The sequence below is a fragment of the Arthrobacter sp. zg-Y844 genome (assembly GCF_024385465.1).
GTDB lineage: Bacteria > Actinomycetota > Actinomycetes > Actinomycetales > Micrococcaceae > Arthrobacter_B.
This window is the reverse complement of sequence record NZ_JANFLS010000002.1, coordinates 428,457-445,532: the sequence shown is the minus strand read 5'-3', so window position 1 is coordinate 445,532 and position 17,076 is coordinate 428,457. Positions and strand designations below refer to the sequence as shown.

At 65.8% G+C, this 17,076-nt stretch carries 14 protein-coding genes; 5 read left to right on the top strand and 9 right to left on the bottom strand.

Annotated features, from left to right (window positions below):
- Positions 1-12: 12 nt before the first annotated feature.
- On the top strand, positions 13-264 hold the full coding sequence (gene secG, locus NNX35_RS08885) for a preprotein translocase subunit SecG (RefSeq protein WP_255766173.1): 252 nt from the start codon (positions 13-15) through the stop codon (positions 262-264).
- 76 nt (positions 265-340) lie between these two features.
- Here secG and pgl read toward each other — a convergent pair whose 3' ends face one another.
- The 6 genes from pgl to tkt are packed head-to-tail and all read right to left on the bottom strand — an operon-like array spanning position 341 to position 8,605.
- A complete protein-coding gene (gene pgl, locus NNX35_RS08880) occupies positions 341-1,165 on the bottom strand; it encodes a 6-phosphogluconolactonase (RefSeq protein ID WP_255766175.1) in 825 nt (274 codons plus the stop codon).
- On the bottom strand, positions 1,162-2,097 hold the full coding sequence (locus NNX35_RS08875) for a glucose-6-phosphate dehydrogenase assembly protein OpcA (protein ID WP_255766176.1): 936 nt from the start codon (positions 2,095-2,097) through the stop codon (positions 1,162-1,164). The genes pgl and NNX35_RS08875 overlap by 4 nt, the downstream gene beginning before the upstream one ends.
- Complete coding sequence (zwf, locus tag NNX35_RS08870) at positions 2,094-3,638, bottom strand: glucose-6-phosphate dehydrogenase (protein WP_255867535.1); 1,545 nt, start codon at positions 3,636-3,638, stop codon at positions 2,094-2,096. Before zwf ends, NNX35_RS08875 begins: the two co-directional genes overlap by 4 nt.
- Positions 3,639-5,267: a glucose-6-phosphate isomerase gene (locus NNX35_RS08865; RefSeq protein WP_255867534.1), complete on the bottom strand. Its 1,629-nt coding sequence runs from the start codon at positions 5,265-5,267 to the stop codon at positions 3,639-3,641.
- A 6-nt stretch (positions 5,268-5,273) separates the two neighbouring features.
- The gene (tal, locus tag NNX35_RS08860) at positions 5,274-6,389 is read right to left on the bottom strand and encodes a transaldolase (RefSeq protein WP_255766179.1); all 1,116 of its coding nucleotides are present in this window, start codon (positions 6,387-6,389) and stop codon (positions 5,274-5,276) included.
- Positions 6,390-6,415: 26 nt separating this feature from the next.
- Complete coding sequence (tkt, locus tag NNX35_RS08855; RefSeq protein WP_255867533.1) at positions 6,416-8,605, bottom strand: transketolase; 2,190 nt, start codon at positions 8,603-8,605, stop codon at positions 6,416-6,418.
- A 437-nt stretch (positions 8,606-9,042) separates the two neighbouring features.
- On the opposite strand from tkt, the gene NNX35_RS08850 reads away from it, so the two are divergent.
- Positions 9,043-9,981 carry a heme o synthase gene (locus NNX35_RS08850; protein ID WP_255867532.1) on the top strand — a complete coding sequence of 313 codons (939 nt, stop codon included), beginning with the start codon at positions 9,043-9,045 and terminating at the stop codon, positions 9,979-9,981.
- A gap of 661 nt (positions 9,982-10,642) precedes the next feature.
- On the opposite strand, the gene NNX35_RS08845 is transcribed toward NNX35_RS08850, so the two are convergent.
- From NNX35_RS08845 to NNX35_RS08835, 3 genes are read right to left on the bottom strand one after another with little or no spacing between them, the layout of a single operon-like run.
- The gene (locus NNX35_RS08845) at positions 10,643-11,644 is read right to left on the bottom strand and encodes a COX15/CtaA family protein (RefSeq protein WP_255867531.1); all 1,002 of its coding nucleotides are present in this window, start codon (positions 11,642-11,644) and stop codon (positions 10,643-10,645) included.
- A 5-nt stretch (positions 11,645-11,649) separates the two neighbouring features.
- Positions 11,650-12,393, bottom strand: a complete 744-nt coding sequence (locus NNX35_RS08840) for an ABC transporter permease (RefSeq protein WP_255867530.1) — start codon at positions 12,391-12,393, stop codon at positions 11,650-11,652.
- The gene (locus tag NNX35_RS08835) at positions 12,390-13,358 is read right to left on the bottom strand and encodes an ABC transporter ATP-binding protein (RefSeq protein WP_255867529.1); all 969 of its coding nucleotides are present in this window, start codon (positions 13,356-13,358) and stop codon (positions 12,390-12,392) included. The genes NNX35_RS08840 and NNX35_RS08835 overlap by 4 nt, the downstream gene beginning before the upstream one ends.
- A 152-nt stretch (positions 13,359-13,510) precedes the next feature.
- Between NNX35_RS08835 and NNX35_RS08830 the strand changes: the two genes are divergently transcribed.
- From NNX35_RS08830 to sufD, 3 genes are read left to right on the top strand one after another with little or no spacing between them, the layout of a single operon-like run.
- Positions 13,511-14,263 carry a metalloregulator ArsR/SmtB family transcription factor gene (locus tag NNX35_RS08830; protein ID WP_255766186.1) on the top strand — a complete coding sequence of 251 codons (753 nt, stop codon included), beginning with the start codon at positions 13,511-13,513 and terminating at the stop codon, positions 14,261-14,263.
- Positions 14,263-15,738 (top strand): Fe-S cluster assembly protein SufB, encoded by a 1,476-nt coding sequence (gene sufB, locus NNX35_RS08825; RefSeq protein WP_269436537.1) that lies wholly within the window; start codon positions 14,263-14,265, stop codon positions 15,736-15,738. Before NNX35_RS08830 ends, sufB begins: the two co-directional genes overlap by 1 nt.
- Positions 15,738-17,072 (top strand): Fe-S cluster assembly protein SufD, encoded by a 1,335-nt coding sequence (gene sufD / locus NNX35_RS08820; protein ID WP_255766187.1) that lies wholly within the window; start codon positions 15,738-15,740, stop codon positions 17,070-17,072. Before sufB ends, sufD begins: the two co-directional genes overlap by 1 nt.
- Positions 17,073-17,076 lie beyond the last annotated feature (4 nt).

The following is a 17,076-nucleotide window of genomic DNA, read 5'->3' as shown; positions in this document are numbered from 1 at the left end:
GAAAGGCCGTAAGTGGAAATTCTGAAGATCGTCCTGCTGGTGCTCCTTGCGATCACGAGCCTGCTGCTGACGCTGCTCATCCTGCTCCACAAGGGCCGCGGCGGCGGCATGTCGGATATGTTCGGCGGCGGCATGACCAGCAGCCTCGGATCCTCCGGTGTTGCCGAAAAGAACTTGAACCGCTTCACGGTGGCGCTGGCGCTCTCCTGGGGCTTGGTCATCGTGGCCCTCGGGCTGATCCAGCGCTTCGCCGGCGAAGCGTAGGCAGCAGCGCAGCAATAGCTTAAAAGGAATGGCCCCCGGATGAGTCCGGGGGCCATTCCTTTTAAGCGGGTCGGGCCTAGTCCTCGTCGCCGGCGTCGCGGTCTTCGGAGTCGAAGAGCCGCTGGGACAGCTGCGATGCCGCTGCCTGGTCAATCAGCCACCGGGTCTTGGTGCGGCCGTGGGCACCCGCGGCCGGGACCTGGATTTCCCCCGCGCCGGCGAGAGCCAGGCCCACGGCGCCGGCCTTGTCATTGCCGGCGACACCCAGCCACACCTCGAACGCCGTGTTGATGCTCTCCAGGGTGAGCGAGATCCGCTCCGGCGGCGGCTTGGGAGCATCCCGCACGGCGACCGTGGTGGCGCCGACGGTCCGAACGCCCGGGGTTTCGGGGAAGAGGGACGCAATGTGCGCGTCCGGCCCTACCCCGAGCAGCAGGACGTCAAAGCGGGGGAGCCGCGGGTCCACAGGTTCGAACCCGGTTGCCAGGTGTTCGGCGGCGGCGGCGTCGGCCAACTGCCGGGCATAGTCGGCTGCGGCGTCTTCCACCGTCTCCGCCTCATTGGCGGAAGCGACCGCGTGGATGCGGCCGGCCGGGACGCCAAGCGGATCCAGCATCGCCTGCCGCGCCTGCAGTGAGTTCAGCTCCGGATCGCCGGCCGGCAGGAACCGTTCATCGCCCCACCAGAAGTTGACCTTCGTCCAGTCCACCGCTGTCCGCGCCGGATTGGCCGTCACAGCCTCCAGCGTCGCGATGCCCACGGTTCCGCCCGTGAGCACCACGGTGGCCTCTCCGCGCCGGCTCTGGACGTCTACGAGCTTGGTGATCAGCCGCGCTGCCGTTGTGGAGACGAGCGCCTGGGGATCCGGGTGGATGCTGACGCCTTTGGGGGAGTGCTTCATGCGTCCGCCCCTTCCTTGGACAGGCACGCAGCCAGCCCCTCGGTAAGTACTTCTCCGAACACTTCGTCCGGATCCAGCCGACGCAGTTCCTCCGCCAGGCAGTCGCGCAGGGTGCGGCGCGGCAGCGCAATCTGCTGCTCCGGCTGCCCCGGCTGGGTCAGATGCGCGGTGACCTGGTCCGGCCGGGCCAGTTCCACGTCTCCGTCGCCGCGGCTAAACACTACCCTGTGGATGCCGGTTCCGGCTTCCCCTTCGATGATCTCCAGCGGTACTTTCAATGCCTTTTTCAGCCAGGCGGCCAGCAGGAAGGTGCTGGCCGAGTCCGAGGCACCCTCGACGACGACGGACCGGACCTGGGCCGCTCCGCCACCGTCCAGGACGGCGGCGAGCTGGACGCGCCAATTCGTCAACCGGGTCCAGCTCAGGTCGGTATCCCCGGCAGCGTAGCTGTCCGCCAGGCCCAGCAGCGCCTTCTTCGGATCATCCTCCGTGGCGGCATCGGTAATCCGGCGGTGGGCAATGCAGCCCAGCGGAGTCTGCGCCGGATCGGAAGGAACTCCGTGCGGCCACCAGACCACTATGGGAGCGTCCGGCAGCAGCAGGGCGGACACCAGGGATTCGCTTTCCCCCGTAAGTTCGCCGTACCCGGACAACACAATCACTTCCGAGGCACCGGCGTCGCCGCCCACCCGGATCTGCGCGTCAAGGCGGGTTTTCTCGTCCGGGCTGCCCTCGGCCAGCACGATGATGCGGCACGGGTGTTCCCTGCTGGCCTCGTTGGCGGCGGCGATGGCCTCCTCGACGAAGTCCGGCTGGGTATCCACCACCAGGGTCAGCACACGGCCGAGGGTGACCACGCCGCCCTTTTCGCGCATGGCAACTATTTCCTTGGACACCTTGGAGGTGGTGGTGTCCGGCAGTTCTACTATCACGGCCTTCTCCAGGTCCTTCCGTCTTGGGCGAGCAGCTCGTTGGCGGAGTCCGGCCCCCAGCTACCGGGAGCGTAAGGCTCGGGCTGGGTGTCGAGCGACGCCCAGTATTCTTCGAACGGATCCACGATCTTCCAGGACAGCTCGACTTCCTGGTGCCGGGGGAAGAGCGGAGGCTCACCCAACAGCACGTCCAGGATCAGCCGTTCATAGGCCTCGGGGCTGGACTCGGTGAAGGAGTGCCCGTAGCCGAAGTCCATGGAAACGTCGCGGACCTCCATCTGTGTGCCCGGTACCTTGGAGCCGAAGCGGATGGTGGCACCTTCGTCCGGCTGGACACGGATGACGACGGCGTTCTGGCCGAAGTCGTCACCGTTGTGTTCGCGGAACAGCAGATTGGGGGCACGCTTGAAGACGACGGCGATCTCGGTGACGCGCCGGCCCAGCCGTTTACCGGCCCGCAGGTAGAACGGGGCTCCGGCCCATCGGCGGGTATTGATATCGAGCCGGATCGCGGCGAACGTCTCGGTCTTGGAATCCGGGTTGAACCCTTCCTCTTCCAGGAAACCGGTGACCTTCTCACCGCCCTGCCAGCCGCCTGTGTACTGGCCGCGGGCGGAACTGCGGGAGAGGTCCTCCGGCAGCCGGACGGCAGCCAGGACCTTCTCCTTTTCCGCGCGGAGGTGGTCCGCATTGAAGGAAATGGGTTCCTCCATAGCGGTCAGCGCCAAAAGCTGCAGCAGGTGGTTTTGGATCACGTCACGGGCGGCGCCCACGCCGTCGTAATAACCCGCCCGACCGCCGATGCCGATGTCCTCGGCCATGGTGATCTGCACGTGGTCCACGTAGTTGGCGTTCCAGATCGGTTCGAACAGCTGGTTCGCGAAACGCAGCGCCAGGATGTTCTGGACCGTCTCCTTGCCGAGGTAGTGGTCGATGCGGAAGACCGAATCGGCGGGGAAGACCGATTCCACCACGTTGTTGAGTTCCCGGGCTGAGGCGAGGTCGTGGCCGAACGGCTTTTCAATGACCACCCGCCGCCACTTGCCCTCGGAGGTCTTGGCGAGGCCGTGTTCGGAAAGCTGCTGGCAGACCTGTTCAAAGGACTTGGGCGGCACGGAAAGGTAGAACGCGTGGTTCCCGCGGGTTCCCCGTCGTTCGTCCAGGTCCTCGAGGGTCGCCTTGAGTTCCTCGAAGGCTTCACCGCTGTCGAATCCGCCTTCGACAAACCGGATACCCTCAGCCAGCTGCTTCCACACGCCCTCATTGAAATCGGTCCGGGCATGCGCCTGCACCGCTTCCTTCACCTGGGCGGCGAACTCCTCGTGGCTCCACGGCCGGCGGCCGAAGCCCACCAGCGAGAAGCTGGGCGGAAGCAGGCCGCGGTTGGCGAGATCGTAGACCGCCGGAATGAGCTTCTTCCGGGCCAGGTCTCCGGTGACGCCAAAGATCACCAGGGAGGACGGACCGGCGATCCGGCTCAGCCGGCGGTCCCGTGGATCCCGGAGCGGGTTGCCCTTCCTGGTCTTTTCCTTGGCGGGCATTTACTTACTGCCTGCTTCTACGGCGAGGGCCCGCACGACGTTTTCGATTTCACGGACCCCTTCGTCGCGGTTCAACAGGTGCAGCCGCAGTACCGGGCGGCCCTGGTCCGCGAGGACCTGCGCGTCACCGGCAGCCTGCGCACTGATGAGTTCACCGAAGGTGAAGGGCCGGTCCGGGATGCCGATGTCCTGTGCCGGCTTACCGGTGATCTGCAGGTAAACTCCCTGCGCCGGGCCGCCCTTGTGGAACTGGCCGGTGGAGTGCAGGAAGCGCGGACCCCAGCCGAAGGTCACGGGACGGCCGGTGGCTGCAGCAAGCTCCGGACGGATCTGCTCCAGTTCTGCCTGCCGGAAACGGTCGAGGTAGGCCTGGACGCTGAGGTAGCCGTCCGTGCCGAGTTGCCGGAGCAGGGCTGCCAGCGCGCCCCGCAGGGTGTGCGCCGTGCCGAGGAGGTCAGCCGGCCCGCGCACCTCGACGGACCCGTCAATGAAGGACGGTTCCGTGGGCTCCGGGGTAGCGTCAAGCAGGCCGCGTGCCGCCTTCTTCGCAGCTTCGACATCCGGCTGGTCAAACGGATTGATGTTCAACAGGCGTCCGGCCACCGCGGTCGCGAATTCCCAGAGCATCATGGAGCTGCCCAGACTGCCGGAAACCACTATCTGGTCTCCTTCGGGGAGGACCTCGGAATCAACGGGGACAATCCGTACGGTAAGCACGTCGCCGGCACCGGAAACCATCTCCGGGGCGCCGGGTTCGACGGCGACGGGCAGCAGGCCCGTGCCGAGCTTGCCGGTGGATTCCGCGATCAGCTGCTCTGCCCAGTCGGGGAAGCCGGCCAGTCCGGAGCCTTCGTCCACAATGACGATCTTGTTGCGCAGCGGGTCGGTCCCGCCGAGTGCTGCGCCGAGTTCCAGGCCGATGTTGTCCGGCGCGTCGTCCCGCAGGATTTCCGCCGTCATCTCGGCGTCGTCCAGCAGGGTTTCAATGTCGGCTCCGGCCAGGCCCGAAGGCACCAGGCCAAAGGCCGTCAGGGCGGAGTAGCGTCCGCCGACGTTGGGGTCGGCGTTGAACACGGCGCGGTAACCGGCCTCGCGGGCCGCCGCGTCCAGCGGCGACCCGGGGTCGGTGACAACCACTATGCGGGACCTGGCGTCGATACCGGCGTCGGTGAAGGCCTGTTCGAAAACCCGGCGCTGCGAATCCGTCTCCACCGTGGAACCCGATTTCGAGCTCACGACAATGACGGTTTCGGCCAGCCGGTCTCCAAGGGCGGCCGCAACGACGTCCGGGTCGGTGGAATCCAGGACTGTCAGGTCCACGCCCGCAGTGCGGGTAATGACCTCGGGTGCCAGGGAAGAGCCGCCCATGCCGGCCAGGACCACGCGGGTCACTGACTCGGCGGCGAGCTCTTCCCTCAGCGCCGCTATCTGTCCCACGAGCGGCCGGGAGCTTTCTCCGGGGTTGAGCCAGCCCAGGCGGATGGACGCCTCGGCTTCGGCATCGGGTCCCCAAAGGGTGGGATCCTGGGCCACGAGGCGGGAGGCAACTTCATCCCCCACGAGTTCGGGCACCTTGGCATCGACGGCAACGCTGGCCGCCCCGGCTGCTTCAAAGGACAGTGTGGTCATTTTTTCCTATGCCTCTTTCGCGGTATCCAGTGCGGTCTGAACGGTCTGGAGGAGTTCGCCCCAGCTGACCACGAACTTATCCAGGCCTTCGGTCTCCAGCTGCTCCACAACGTCGTTGTAGGAGATGCCAAGGCCGTCCAGCTGGTCCAGGACGGCATTGGACTCGGCGTACGTGCCGGTGATGGTGTCACCGGTGACTTCGCCGTGGTCCGCAGTGGCTTCCAGCGTCTTTTCCGGCATGGTGTTCACCGAGTTCGGCGCCACGAGGCCGGTAACGTACAGGGTGTCCGGCAGGGCCGGATCCTTCACGCCGGTGGAGGCCCAGAGCGGGCGCTGGGCGTTGGCACCGGCCGCGGCCAGCACCTGCCAGCGTTCGCTGGCGAACTGCTCTTCGAAGACCTGGTAGGCCAGGCGGGCGTTGGCCAGGCCGGCCTTGCCCTTCAGGCCCTTGGCCTCGTCGGTGCCGATGCCGTCCAGGCGCTTGTCGATTTCCGCGTCCACGCGTGAGACGAAGAAGGACGCCACCGAGTGGATGGTGGAGAGGTCGTGCCCGTTTTCCTTCGCCTGCTCAATGCCGAGCATGTACGCGTTGATGACCTCGCGGTAGCGCTCGAGGGAGAAGATCAGGGTCACGTTGACGCTGATGCCCGCGGCCAGCGTGGCAGTGATTGCCGGCAGGCCTTCCTGGGTGGCAGGAATCTTGATCAGCACGTTGTAGCGGCCAACCTTGTCGAAGAGTTCCTTCGCCTCATTGATGGTGCCCTGCGTGTCGCGTGACAGGCGCGGATCAACCTCAATGGACACCCGGCCGTCAACGCCGTGCGTGGCCTCGGCTACGGGGGCGAAGACATCGCAAGCCTGGATGACGTCGTCGGTGGTGATCTCGAAGACGGACTTGTCGACGTCGGCGCCCGACCGCGAGAGCTGCTGCACCTGTGCGGCGTAGGACTCGCCGTTGGCCAGTGCGGCAGCGAAGATGCTCGGGTTCGTGGTCACGCCGACCACGTTGCGCTCATCGATGAGCTTCTTCAGGGAACCGGAAACAATCCGTTCACGGGAGAGGTCGTCGAGCCAGATGGAGACTCCGGCTTCGGAAAGCCGGGCGGTGGGAGTGGAAGTCATTGTTTGATGCTCCTTAACTAAGGGGATTACTGCTGGTCGCCGGTCTCGGTGGACTGTGCTCCGGAAGCGGCACCGGTTGTGCCGTCGGGGGCGGATCCGGTGCCGCCGACAGCGGCGAGGGAGTCCCGGGCAGCCTGGGCCACGGCGTCGGCAGTGATGCCGAATTCGCGGAACAGCGTCTTGTAGTCGGCGGAGGCACCGAAGTGCTCCAGGGAGACGCTGCGGCCCGCGTCGCCGACGATTTCACGCCAGCCGAGGGCAATTCCCGCCTCGACGGAAACCCGGGCTCGGATGTCCTTGGGCAGTACCGACTCGCGGTATTCCTTGTCCTGCTTGTTGAACCACTCGATGCTCGGCATGGATACCACGCGGGCGGCTACGCCTTCGGCAGCGAGTGCTTCGCGGGCTTCAACAGCCAGCTGGACCTCGGAACCGGTGCCGACCAGGATGACGTCCGGCGTTACGACGCTTCCGTCGCGGACGGCTTCGGCAAGCACGTACCCGCCGCGGGCGGCACCTTCGGCGGAGCCGAACTCGGTGGCGGTGGCAGCGCCGGCGCCCCGCGCATAGGTCGGGATGTTCTGGCGCGTCAGCACAATGCCGGCCGGGTTCTCGGTGTTCTCCAGGATGGTCCGCCACGCGACGGCCACCTCGTTGGCGTCGCCCGGACGGACGACGTCGAGCCCCGGGATTGCGCGCAGGGAAGCGAGCTGCTCCACCGGCTGGTGGGTGGGACCGTCTTCGCCCAGGCCGATGGAATCGTGGGTCCAGACGTAGATGGCAGGCACGCCCATCAGTGCGCCGAGGCGGATGGCCGGACGCTGGTAGTCGCTGAAGATCAGGAACGTACCGGAGAAGGCGCGCGTGTTGCTGTGCATCGTGATGCCGTTGACGATCGATGCCGCGGCGTGCTCGCGGATGCCGAAGTGCAGCACCCGGCCGTAGGGGTTGCCGGACCAGGCGTTGGTCTGCTTCCCCGCGGGGATGAAGGAGGGGGAGCCTTCAATGGTGGTGTTGTTGGACTCGGCGAGGTCGGCGGAGCCGCCCCACAGTTCCGGCAGTGCCGGGCCGATGGCGGAGAGGACCTTGCCCGAAGCCGCGCGGGTGGACATGTCCTTGCCGGCCTCGAAGACGGGCAGTGATGCCTCCCAGCCCTCCGGCAGCTCGCCCTTTTCCAGGCGGGCCAGCAGTGCGGAGCCTTCGTTGTTGGCTTCCTCCCAGGCCTTGAAACCTTCGTTCCACTTCTCGTGCGCCTCGGCGCCGCGGGCGACTGCCTGGCGGGCGTGCTCGAGGACCTCGGGGTCGACGTCGAAGTTCTTGGCCGGGTCGAAGCCCAGGGTTTCCTTCAGCGCGGCCACTTCATCGGCGCCCAGTGCGGAACCGTGGATCTTGCCGGTGTTCTGCTTGTTCGGCGCGGGCCAGCCGATGATGGTGCGCAGGGAGATGATGGACGGCCGGCCCGTTTCGGCCTTGGCTGCCATCAGGGCGTTGTAGAGCTCGTGAACGTCCTCGACGTATTCGCCCGTCTTGGTCCAGTCCACCCGCTGGGTGTGCCAGCCGTAGGCTTCGTAGCGCTTGAGCACGTCTTCGGTGAAGGCAATGTCGGTGTCATCTTCGATGGAGATGTGGTTCTCGTCGTACAGGACTACGAGGTTGCCCAGTTCCTGGTGCCCGGCCAGTGAGGAGGCCTCGGCCGTAACGCCTTCCTGCAGGTCGCCGTCGGACGCAATGACCCAGATGGTGTGGTCGAACGGGCTGGTCCCTTCGGCGGCGTCGGCGTCGAGCAGGCCGCGCAGGCGGCGCTGGGCGAACGCGAAGCCAACCGAGGACGCCAGGCCCTGGCCCAGCGGGCCGGTGGTGATTTCCACGCCGTCGGTATGGCGGTATTCCGGGTGGCCGGGGGTCTTGGAACCCCAGGTGCGCAGGGACTGCAGGTCCTCGAGTTCCAGGCCGTAGCCGGAAAGGAAGAGCTCGATGTAGAGCGTGAGGGAGGTGTGCCCGGGGGAGAGGACGAAGCGGTCGCGGCCAATCCACTGCGGATCGGACGGGTCATGGCGCATGACCTTCTGGAACAGAAGGTAGGCGGCCGGAGCCAGGCTCATGGCCGTGCCGGGATGGCCGTTGCCGACCTTCTCCACGGCGTCGGCAGCCAGGACGCGGACGGTGTCCACTGCCTTGCGGTCCGTCTCGGTCCAGATCAGTTCTTGCTCTTCCATATGTGGCACGTTTACCGGGCCCCTCTCTCTACAGACAACCGGCGCCGTACAGCGCCGGACATGCCCGGAAGCCCCCGTGAACGGGGTGCGTCCGGTTCCATTACCACTACAACCAACGGCAGACGCAAATCGATACCGCGTTCACGGCATAACTTGTTCCGCGTTCCGCAGCCGAGGCCGCGGATACTGCTTAATGCTGTTTGTTGCTTTTCCCGTGCCGCAGCGTAATTAGCCGCGGGAAAGGTCCGTTCCAACCTTATCGTCTAAGGCTGCTTCCTGCCCGCCCCTGCGGCATGATCCCGGCCTTCGGGCCGGCGCCGTTCCGATTCCTGCACGTGTGCAGGCGCATGCGTATTCCATGCTTCGATTTCTACAGCCGATAGAGGTTATGATGAGGACGGACTTTTTCGTTCCAGATTGGATAAAGTGATCGCTTCGTGACTACCCAGCATGCCGAGTCCCCGGTCCACACGGGGAAGATGACGGCGGGCCGCAAGGTCCGGGCATACGTGGCGCTCACCAAACCGCGTGTCATCGAACTCCTGCTCGTGACCACCCTGCCCACCATGATCTTCGCCGAGCAGGGACTTCCGTCCCTGGGCCTGATCCTGGTCACCATGATCGGCGGCGCACTGGCAGCAGGAAGCGCCGGTGCCTTCAACTGCTATATCGACCGCGACATGGACAAGCTGATGAAGCGGACAAAGAACCGTCCGCTGGTCACCGGCGAGGTGTCCCCGCGGGAGGCCATGGTCTTTGCGTGGGTGCTGGGCATAGTCGCCATTGCCCTGCTCTGGTTCGGGGCCAACCCGCTCACCGGCCTTCTGGGCCTCGGAGCAATCCTCCTGTACGTGGTCTTCTACACGCTGATCCTCAAGCGCCGCACCACCCAGAACATTGTCTGGGGCGGCGCCGCGGGCTGCATGCCCGTACTCATCGCGTGGGCTGCCGTCACCGACAAGGTGGAATGGCCGGCCATCATCCTGTTCATGATCATCTTCCTGTGGACGCCGCCGCACTACTGGCCGCTGTCCATGAAGTACGGCGAGGACTACCGCAACGCCAGCGTGCCGATGCTCGGCGCGGTTGCGGGCGCCAAGCTCGTCTCCGTCCAGGTGGTGTTGTACGCCTACGCCACCGTCGCCTGCTCGCTGCTGCTGGTTCCCGTGGGCGGTGCCGGCTGGGTCTACACCATTGCCGCCCTGCTCTCCGGCGGCTGGTTCGTGGCCGAGGCCCACAAGCTGCATTCCCGTGCGCAGCGCGAAGAGCTCAATGACAAGTCCGCCATGAAGGTCTTCCACCTGTCCATCAGCTACCTTACGATCCTCTTCCTGGCCCTGGCCGTGGATCCGTTCGTGGGCGGCGCGCTGGTCTAGCCTTCCGCTTTACGGTGGCCGGATCCCCTTAGGGGTCCGGCCATTGTTGTGTCCGGGCTTCTCTGTTTCCAGGGTTCGCCGGGGCGTTCCGGGGGCAGAACGCGCTCCGGGCGCCGCGCGCTTCGGGCGCCGTGCGCTTCGGGCGCCGTGCGCTTCGGGCGCCGTGCGCTTCGGGCGTTCCGGAACGGCGGCAACGAAACTCCCTGCTCGCAGAGCTCGCAGGGAGTATTAAAGCCGCCTAACCCGGAACGTCCTCCGCGCCCGTTACAGCACCCCGTGCCTCTCCCGTGCCGGTCCGTGCGTGTGTTCACCCAGAACGTGCCGCATCCTCCGTTAGGACGTGCCGATCCACTGCCCTTTGAATGCAGCAGCCCCGGCCAGTGCAGTTCCGAGCGGGTATTCCCACCACATGGTGTGCTGTTGCTGCGGAAGCGGTTATGCCAGCCGGAACCTCGTTGTGAAGCGTCGAAAGAGCAGATAACGGCCTTCAGAACCCGGCATAGCCCCGTTATCTGCTCAGCCGATCCAGTGTCGGGGTGGGGCGGGACAGGGGCCGGCCGGCAGAAGACCCGGCCGGGCCGACCGGTCCCAGCCAGGCCCGGAGACAGAAGAAGGGCCGGACCCCGTCAGGAGTCCGGCCCTTCTTCGGAAAGTGCGCCCGTTACCTGCGAACGGTCCGGGTCTTCCGCGCCCGCCGGGCCTGCTGGACCGCAATCGCGGCCCCGCCGGGAACCTGCTTGTTGAAGCCGATATAGACGGCCTGGGCGGCTGCGGCCGTCAGCAGGCAGGCGCCGAGCATGTGCAGGGCCACCAGCGCGATGGGCAGGTGCAGGAAGTGCTGCACGTAGCCGATGGCTGCCTGTGCCAGTACGACGACGCCCAGCACCATCACGGCCCGGCGCACCCGGGCATCGGTCGCCCTGCGGACCACCAGGTACAGGGCCACGGCCAGCGCAAAGACCAGCAGGTAGACGGGCACCACGTGGATGCGGGTGATCAGGTCCGGGTTCAGGCCGTTACGCGCAGCTCCGTGGTCGCCGGCGTGCGGGCCGGAACCGGTTACTACAACGCCCAGCACCACGGTCAGGGCGGACAGGACGCCGATGGCACCCAGTACGGGGCGGAGGTTTTTATCCGCCAGCGGAGCATGGCGTGCCTGGAGGTCCATCGCGGAAAGCCTTGAGCGGTTCACCATGACCACGGCCACGGTGATCATGATGGTGGAGGCAAGGAAGTGCAGGCCCACAACCCACGGGTTGAGGTCCGTCAGGACGGTGATCCCGCCGATGACGGCCTGGGCCGGGACGCCGGCCAGCAGGGCGATGGAAAGCCACCAGAGATCACGGCGTTCGGACCGCAGGCGCCACACGGAGAAGACCATCGCAAAGGCAATTGCCGTCAGCACGAAAGTGAGTAGCCGATTGCCGAACTCGATGACGCCGTGCAGCCCCATCTCGGGGGTCGTAACGAGGGAATCGGCCGTGCACAGCGGCCATTCAGGACAGCCGAGCCCGGACGCCGTCAGGCGCACGGCACCGCCGGTCACCACGATTACTATGTTGGCCACCAGTGAGGCCACGGCAAGGTTGCGGATAAGGCGTCCGGCCACCGGCAGCTGGCTGTTCGATTGCCGGGCGGGGACACCGGCCGAGGTTGATGACACGGTTTCTAACTCCATTTGAACCAGCGGACAGCACCCAGGCCGCCCAGTATTGTCCACGCCAGAAGGATCAGCGTGGCGGAAATGTTGAACTGCGAGTCGATCAGGGCCGAGCGCAGTGCGTCACCAAGGGCCGCAGAGGGGAGGACCTCGATAAACGGCTGCAGTACATCGGGCAGGTTGCCTACCGGGATGATGATACCGCCGGCCGCAGCAAGGAGGATCCACAGCAGGTTGGTTATGGCCAAGGTGGCCTCAGGCCGTACGGTGCCGGCGACCAGGAGGCCGAGGGCAGTGAACGCCACCGCGCCGAGCACCAGCTGCACGGCGGCCGGCAGCAACCCGCTCAGCTCCGGCTGCCAGCCGAACAGCAGCGCCGCTACGGAGACCAGTACCACCTGGATGGCCAGGACGGCCAGGACCGCAATGACCTTCCCGGCAATCAGACCGGTGCGGCCCAGGGGAGTGGTGGACAGGTAGCGGAGCACGCCGTACCGGCGGTCAAAGCCGGTGGCGATGCCCTGCCCGGTAAACGCGGTGGACATGGCGCAGAGCGCGAAGATGCCCGGGGCTGCCATGTTGATCCGGCTGGTTCCGTAGCCGTCCAGCAGGGGAGTGACCACCAGGGCCACCATGGCCAGCAGCGGCAGGACCACGGCGAGGATCAGCTGTTCGCCGTTGCGCAGCATCGTCAGTGCCTCATACCGGCCCTGGTTCAGGATGCGCGCCGGCAACGATGCGGGAGCACTCAACGGATGGTCCTTCCGGACAGGTCGAGGAAAACGTCCTCGAGGGTACGCGAAGCCATGTGTACTGAAGAAGGCAGGATGTTCCGTTCCGCCCACCACACGGCCAGTGCGGCCAGGTCGTGGGGCGTCAGCGCCCCGCGGACGGCGTAGTGTCCGGGTGCGGCCTCCTGCACCTCCAGATGGTGCAGCCGTCCTGAGGCGAGGGCGACGACGTCGAGCCCGGGTTCAGCGTCGAACGTCAGCAACCGCTGCTCGGCGGGGGAGCCGGTGGCGGAGGTGAGTTCGGCTACGGTGCCCGAGGCGACGGTCTTGCCGGCGTCGATGATGTAGACGTAGTCGGCCAGCTTCTGCGCGTCGTCCATCAGGTGGGTGGTGAGGATGATGCCGAGACCCTCGTCGCGCAGCTCGGAGATCAGGTCGAACACGATCTGGCGGGACTGGGGATCCAGGCCGGCGCTGGGTTCGTCCAGGAAAAGGACCTCGGGGCGGCCGATCAGCGCCGCGGCCATGGCCAGTCGCTGCTTCTGCCCGCCGGAGAGGCGCCGGATGCCGGTGTTGGCGAAGCTGCGGATACCCAGGCGGTCCACCAGCTCGGCGACCGGCCGGGGTGCCTCGTACATGCGGGCCACATGCTCAAGCAGGGCTACGGGACGGGCCGACGGCGGGAGTCCGCCTTCCTGGAGCATCACGCCTACGCGGCTCCGGAGGCGGGCATCCGCACGGTAAGGATCCTGTCCGAGCAGGCGGATTTCCCCGCCGTCAATGGACTGCAGGCCCTGGGCGCATTCAAGCGTGGTGGTCTTCCCCGCTCCGTTGGCACCAAGGAGGGCAGTGACGGATCCGCGGCGGGCACTGAAGTCGACGCCGGCCAGCACACGGATCATTTTGCCGTCGAGACCAGCAACCGGGCCGCAGTCCTTGATCAGACCTTTAATGGTCAGGCAGGGTTCATCGATAGGCACCTGCATATTCTACGTTAGGTAGTACAGGACCCCGGCACAGGCATCACGCGCGATGGACCTTGGCGATGGCAAGCCTTGCCTTAGTGGAATCGGGGAACAGATTAGGTCATGCTTGTGTTGTGTATTCTGTGAGCAACTCTGAGACTAAGGCGGCGGCCGTGCCGAGCGCTGCCCGCGAAGCGGAGGAGCGCACCCGGGACAAAGTGCTGGGTGCGGTTCTGGAGCACGGCCCGGTCAGTGCCGCGGAGCTCGGGGAACGGCTGGGCTTCACGCCCGCCGCCGTGCGCCGCCATCTTGACGCCCTCTCAGGGAAGGGCCTGATCCAGGTCAAGCTTGTCCGCAATTCCTCATCCGGTGCAGGAAGGCCGGCCCGGCGGTACGTATTGAGCCCGCAGGGACAGGCCCACCTGGGCAACGATTACCTCGACATCGCCACCGAGGCGCTGCGCCAGCTTGGTGCAGCCCTTGGCCCCCAGGCAATCGAGGCGTTTGCCGCGGAACGGTTCGGCCGGATGGAGGATCGCTACCGACCCGTCGTCGACGCCGCCGGTCCCGAACTCGCCGACCGCGCCGAAGCGCTGGCCGCCGAACTGACGAAGGACGGTTTCGTCGCGTCGACCACCATGATCGGCGCCACGGCGAAAAAGAGCACGCTGCTGAGTATCCAGCTGTGCCAGGCGCACTGCCCCATCCAGGGACTCGCCACGGCCTACCCCGTCTTCTGTGACAAGGAGACCGAAGTTTTTGCCCGCCTGCTGGAGGTGGACGTCCGCCGACTGTCCACGCTCTCCCGCGGCGGCCATGTTTGTACGACCCACATTCCCGTGGGTCGGACCCGATCCGCGCCGCAGGTTCCACTGCACGCCGAGACCAACCAGTCCACATCCATTCATCAGCAAGAAAGGCCGTGATGACGGATCAAGTAACCCAGAAGCCAACGGCACCTTCCATGGTGCCGGAGTCTGTGATTTCAGACATCCTGGAGAAGAACCCCGAACTCGAGGGCATCGGTACATACGAGTACGGATGGGCAGACTCGGACGTCGCCGGTGCAACCGCCCGCCGCGGCCTGAGTGAGGAAGTCGTCCGCGACATTTCGGCTAAGAAGAACGAGCCGCAGTGGATGCTGGACCTTCGCCTCAAGGGCCTGAAGTACTTTGAGCGCAAGCCGATGCCGACCTGGGGCGCAGACCTCTCCGGCATCGACTTCGACAACATCAAGTACTTCGTCCGATCCACGGAGAAGCAGGCCAACACCTGGGAAGACCTCCCCGAGGACATCCGCAACACGTACGAGAAGCTCGGGATCCCCGAGGCTGAGCGCGGCCGCCTGGTTTCCGGCGTCGCAGCGCAGTACGAGTCCGAGGTTGTCTACCACCAGCTCCGCGAGGACCTGGAACGCCAGGGCGTCATCTTCCTGGACACCGACACCGCGCTGAAGGAACACCCGGAAATGTTCCAGGAGTACTTCGGCACCGTCATTCCCGTCGGTGACAACAAGTTCGGCTCGCTGAACACTGCCGTGTGGTCCGGCGGTTCCTTCGTGTACGTCCCCAAGGGCGTCCACGTGGAGATCCCGCTGCAGGCCTACTTCCGTATCAACACGGAGAACATGGGCCAGTTCGAGCGCACCCTGATCATTGCGGACGAGGATTCCTACGTCCACTACATCGAGGGCTGCACCGCACCGATCTACACCTCGGACTCGCTGCACAGCGCCGTCGTCGAAATCATCGTGAAGAAGGGCGCACGCGTCCGCTACACGACCATCCAGAACTGGTCCAACAACGTGTACAACCTGGTCACCAAGCGCGCCATTGCACACGAGGGCGCCACCATGGAATGGATTGACGGCAACATCGGCTCCAAGGTCACCATGAAGTACCCGGCTGTCTACCTGGTCGGCGAGCACGCCAAGGGTGAGACCCTGTCCATCGCCTTTGCCGGCGAGGGCCAGCACCAGGACACCGGATCCAAGATGGTCCACATTGCCCCGAACACCAAGAGCTCCATCATTTCCAAGTCCGTGGCCCGCGGCGGCGGCCGCGCCGCCTACCGCGGCCTGGTCCAGGTCCGCGAAGGCGCCACGCACTCGGCCAACACCGTGCGCTGCGACGCCCTGCTGGTGGACACCATCTCCCGCTCGGACACGTACCCGTACGTGGACATCCGCGAAGATGACGTCACCATGGGCCACGAAGCCACTGTCTCCCGCGTCAGCGAGGAGCAGCTGTTCTACCTCATGTCCCGCGGCCTTCCCGAGGACGAGGCAATGGCAATGATCGTGCGCGGCTTCATCGAGCCGATCGCGCGTGAACTGCCGATGGAATACGCCCTTGAACTCAACCGCCTCATCGAACTCCAGATGGAAGGAGCCGTCGGTTAATGTCGAAGCTTAACGACGTCGTCGAAACCGTGACCGAAAAGGTCAGCAATGTAGTGGAGGAGGTCAAGGCCAAGGTTGGTTCCCCCAAGGAAACCAGCCGTGTGCGCATTGACGGCTTCACCGAGGAGGGCGAAAACCTCTCCCCGCTGAACGAGGCCTCCTCACCGCTGGGCGGCGACAGCAGCAAGTCCCACAGCCACGGTGGCGGAGAGGGCATCCCGGACAGCTCGCGCGCTGGCCGTACCACCTCGTTCCACCGGGCTGACTTCGGCAAAATGACCGGCCGCGAAGAAGACTGGCGGTTCACCCCGCTCAAGCGCCTGCGCGGACTGCATACTGCGGACCTCGACGGAACAGCTCCCGAGCTGGCAGTCGTCGCCCCCGACGGCGTGCTGGTCGAGAGCATTGCCCGCACCGACGCCCGCATCGGCTCGGCCGGCATCCCCGAAGACCGGGTTGCCGCCGCCGCGTGGGAAGACTTCCGCGAGGCCACTGCCGTAACCATTCCCGCCGAGACCGTAGTTGAAGGCAGCGTCACGCTGACCATCAACGGTGTCAGCAAGGATCCGGCCGCGCAGCACATCGTCATCACCGCGGAGAAGTTCTCCAAGGGCGTTGTGGTCCTGGACCACAAGGGTTCGGCAGTGCTGTCCCAGAACGTCGAAATCGTGGTCGGTGACGGTGCGGAACTGACCGTCGTCTCCGTCCAGGACTGGGACGACGACGCCGTGCATGCCTCCGCGCAGTACGCGAAGATCGGCCGCGACGCGAAGTTCAAGCACGTCGTCGTCAGCCTTGGCGGCGACCTGGTGCGCGTCACCCCGTCTTCCAAGTTCACCGCCACCGGCGGCGACGTGGAAATGTTCGGCCTGTACTACGCCGACGCCGGCCAGCACCTTGAGCAGCGCCTGTTCGTGGACCACGCAGTGGCGAACTGCAAGTCCCGCGTTATGTACAAGGGCGCCCTGCAGGGCCGCGACGCGCACACCGTGTGGGTTGGCGACGTCCTGATCCGCAAGGAAGCAGAAGGCACCGACACGTACGAAGTCAACCGCAACCTGCTGCTGACCGACGGCGGCCGCGCCGACTCCGTACCGAACCTGGAGATCGAAACCGGACTGATCGAGGGTGCCGGCCACGCCAGCGCCACCGGCCGGTTCGACGACGAGCACCTGTTCTACCTGATGGCACGCGGCATCCCCGAGGACACCGCCCGCCGCCTGGTGGTCCGGGGCTTCCTCACCGAGATCATCCAGCAGATCAAGGTACCTGCCCTGGAAGAGCGTCTCACCGACGCTGTCGAGCGCGAGCTCGAAGCCTCCGGAGCCTACTGAGACC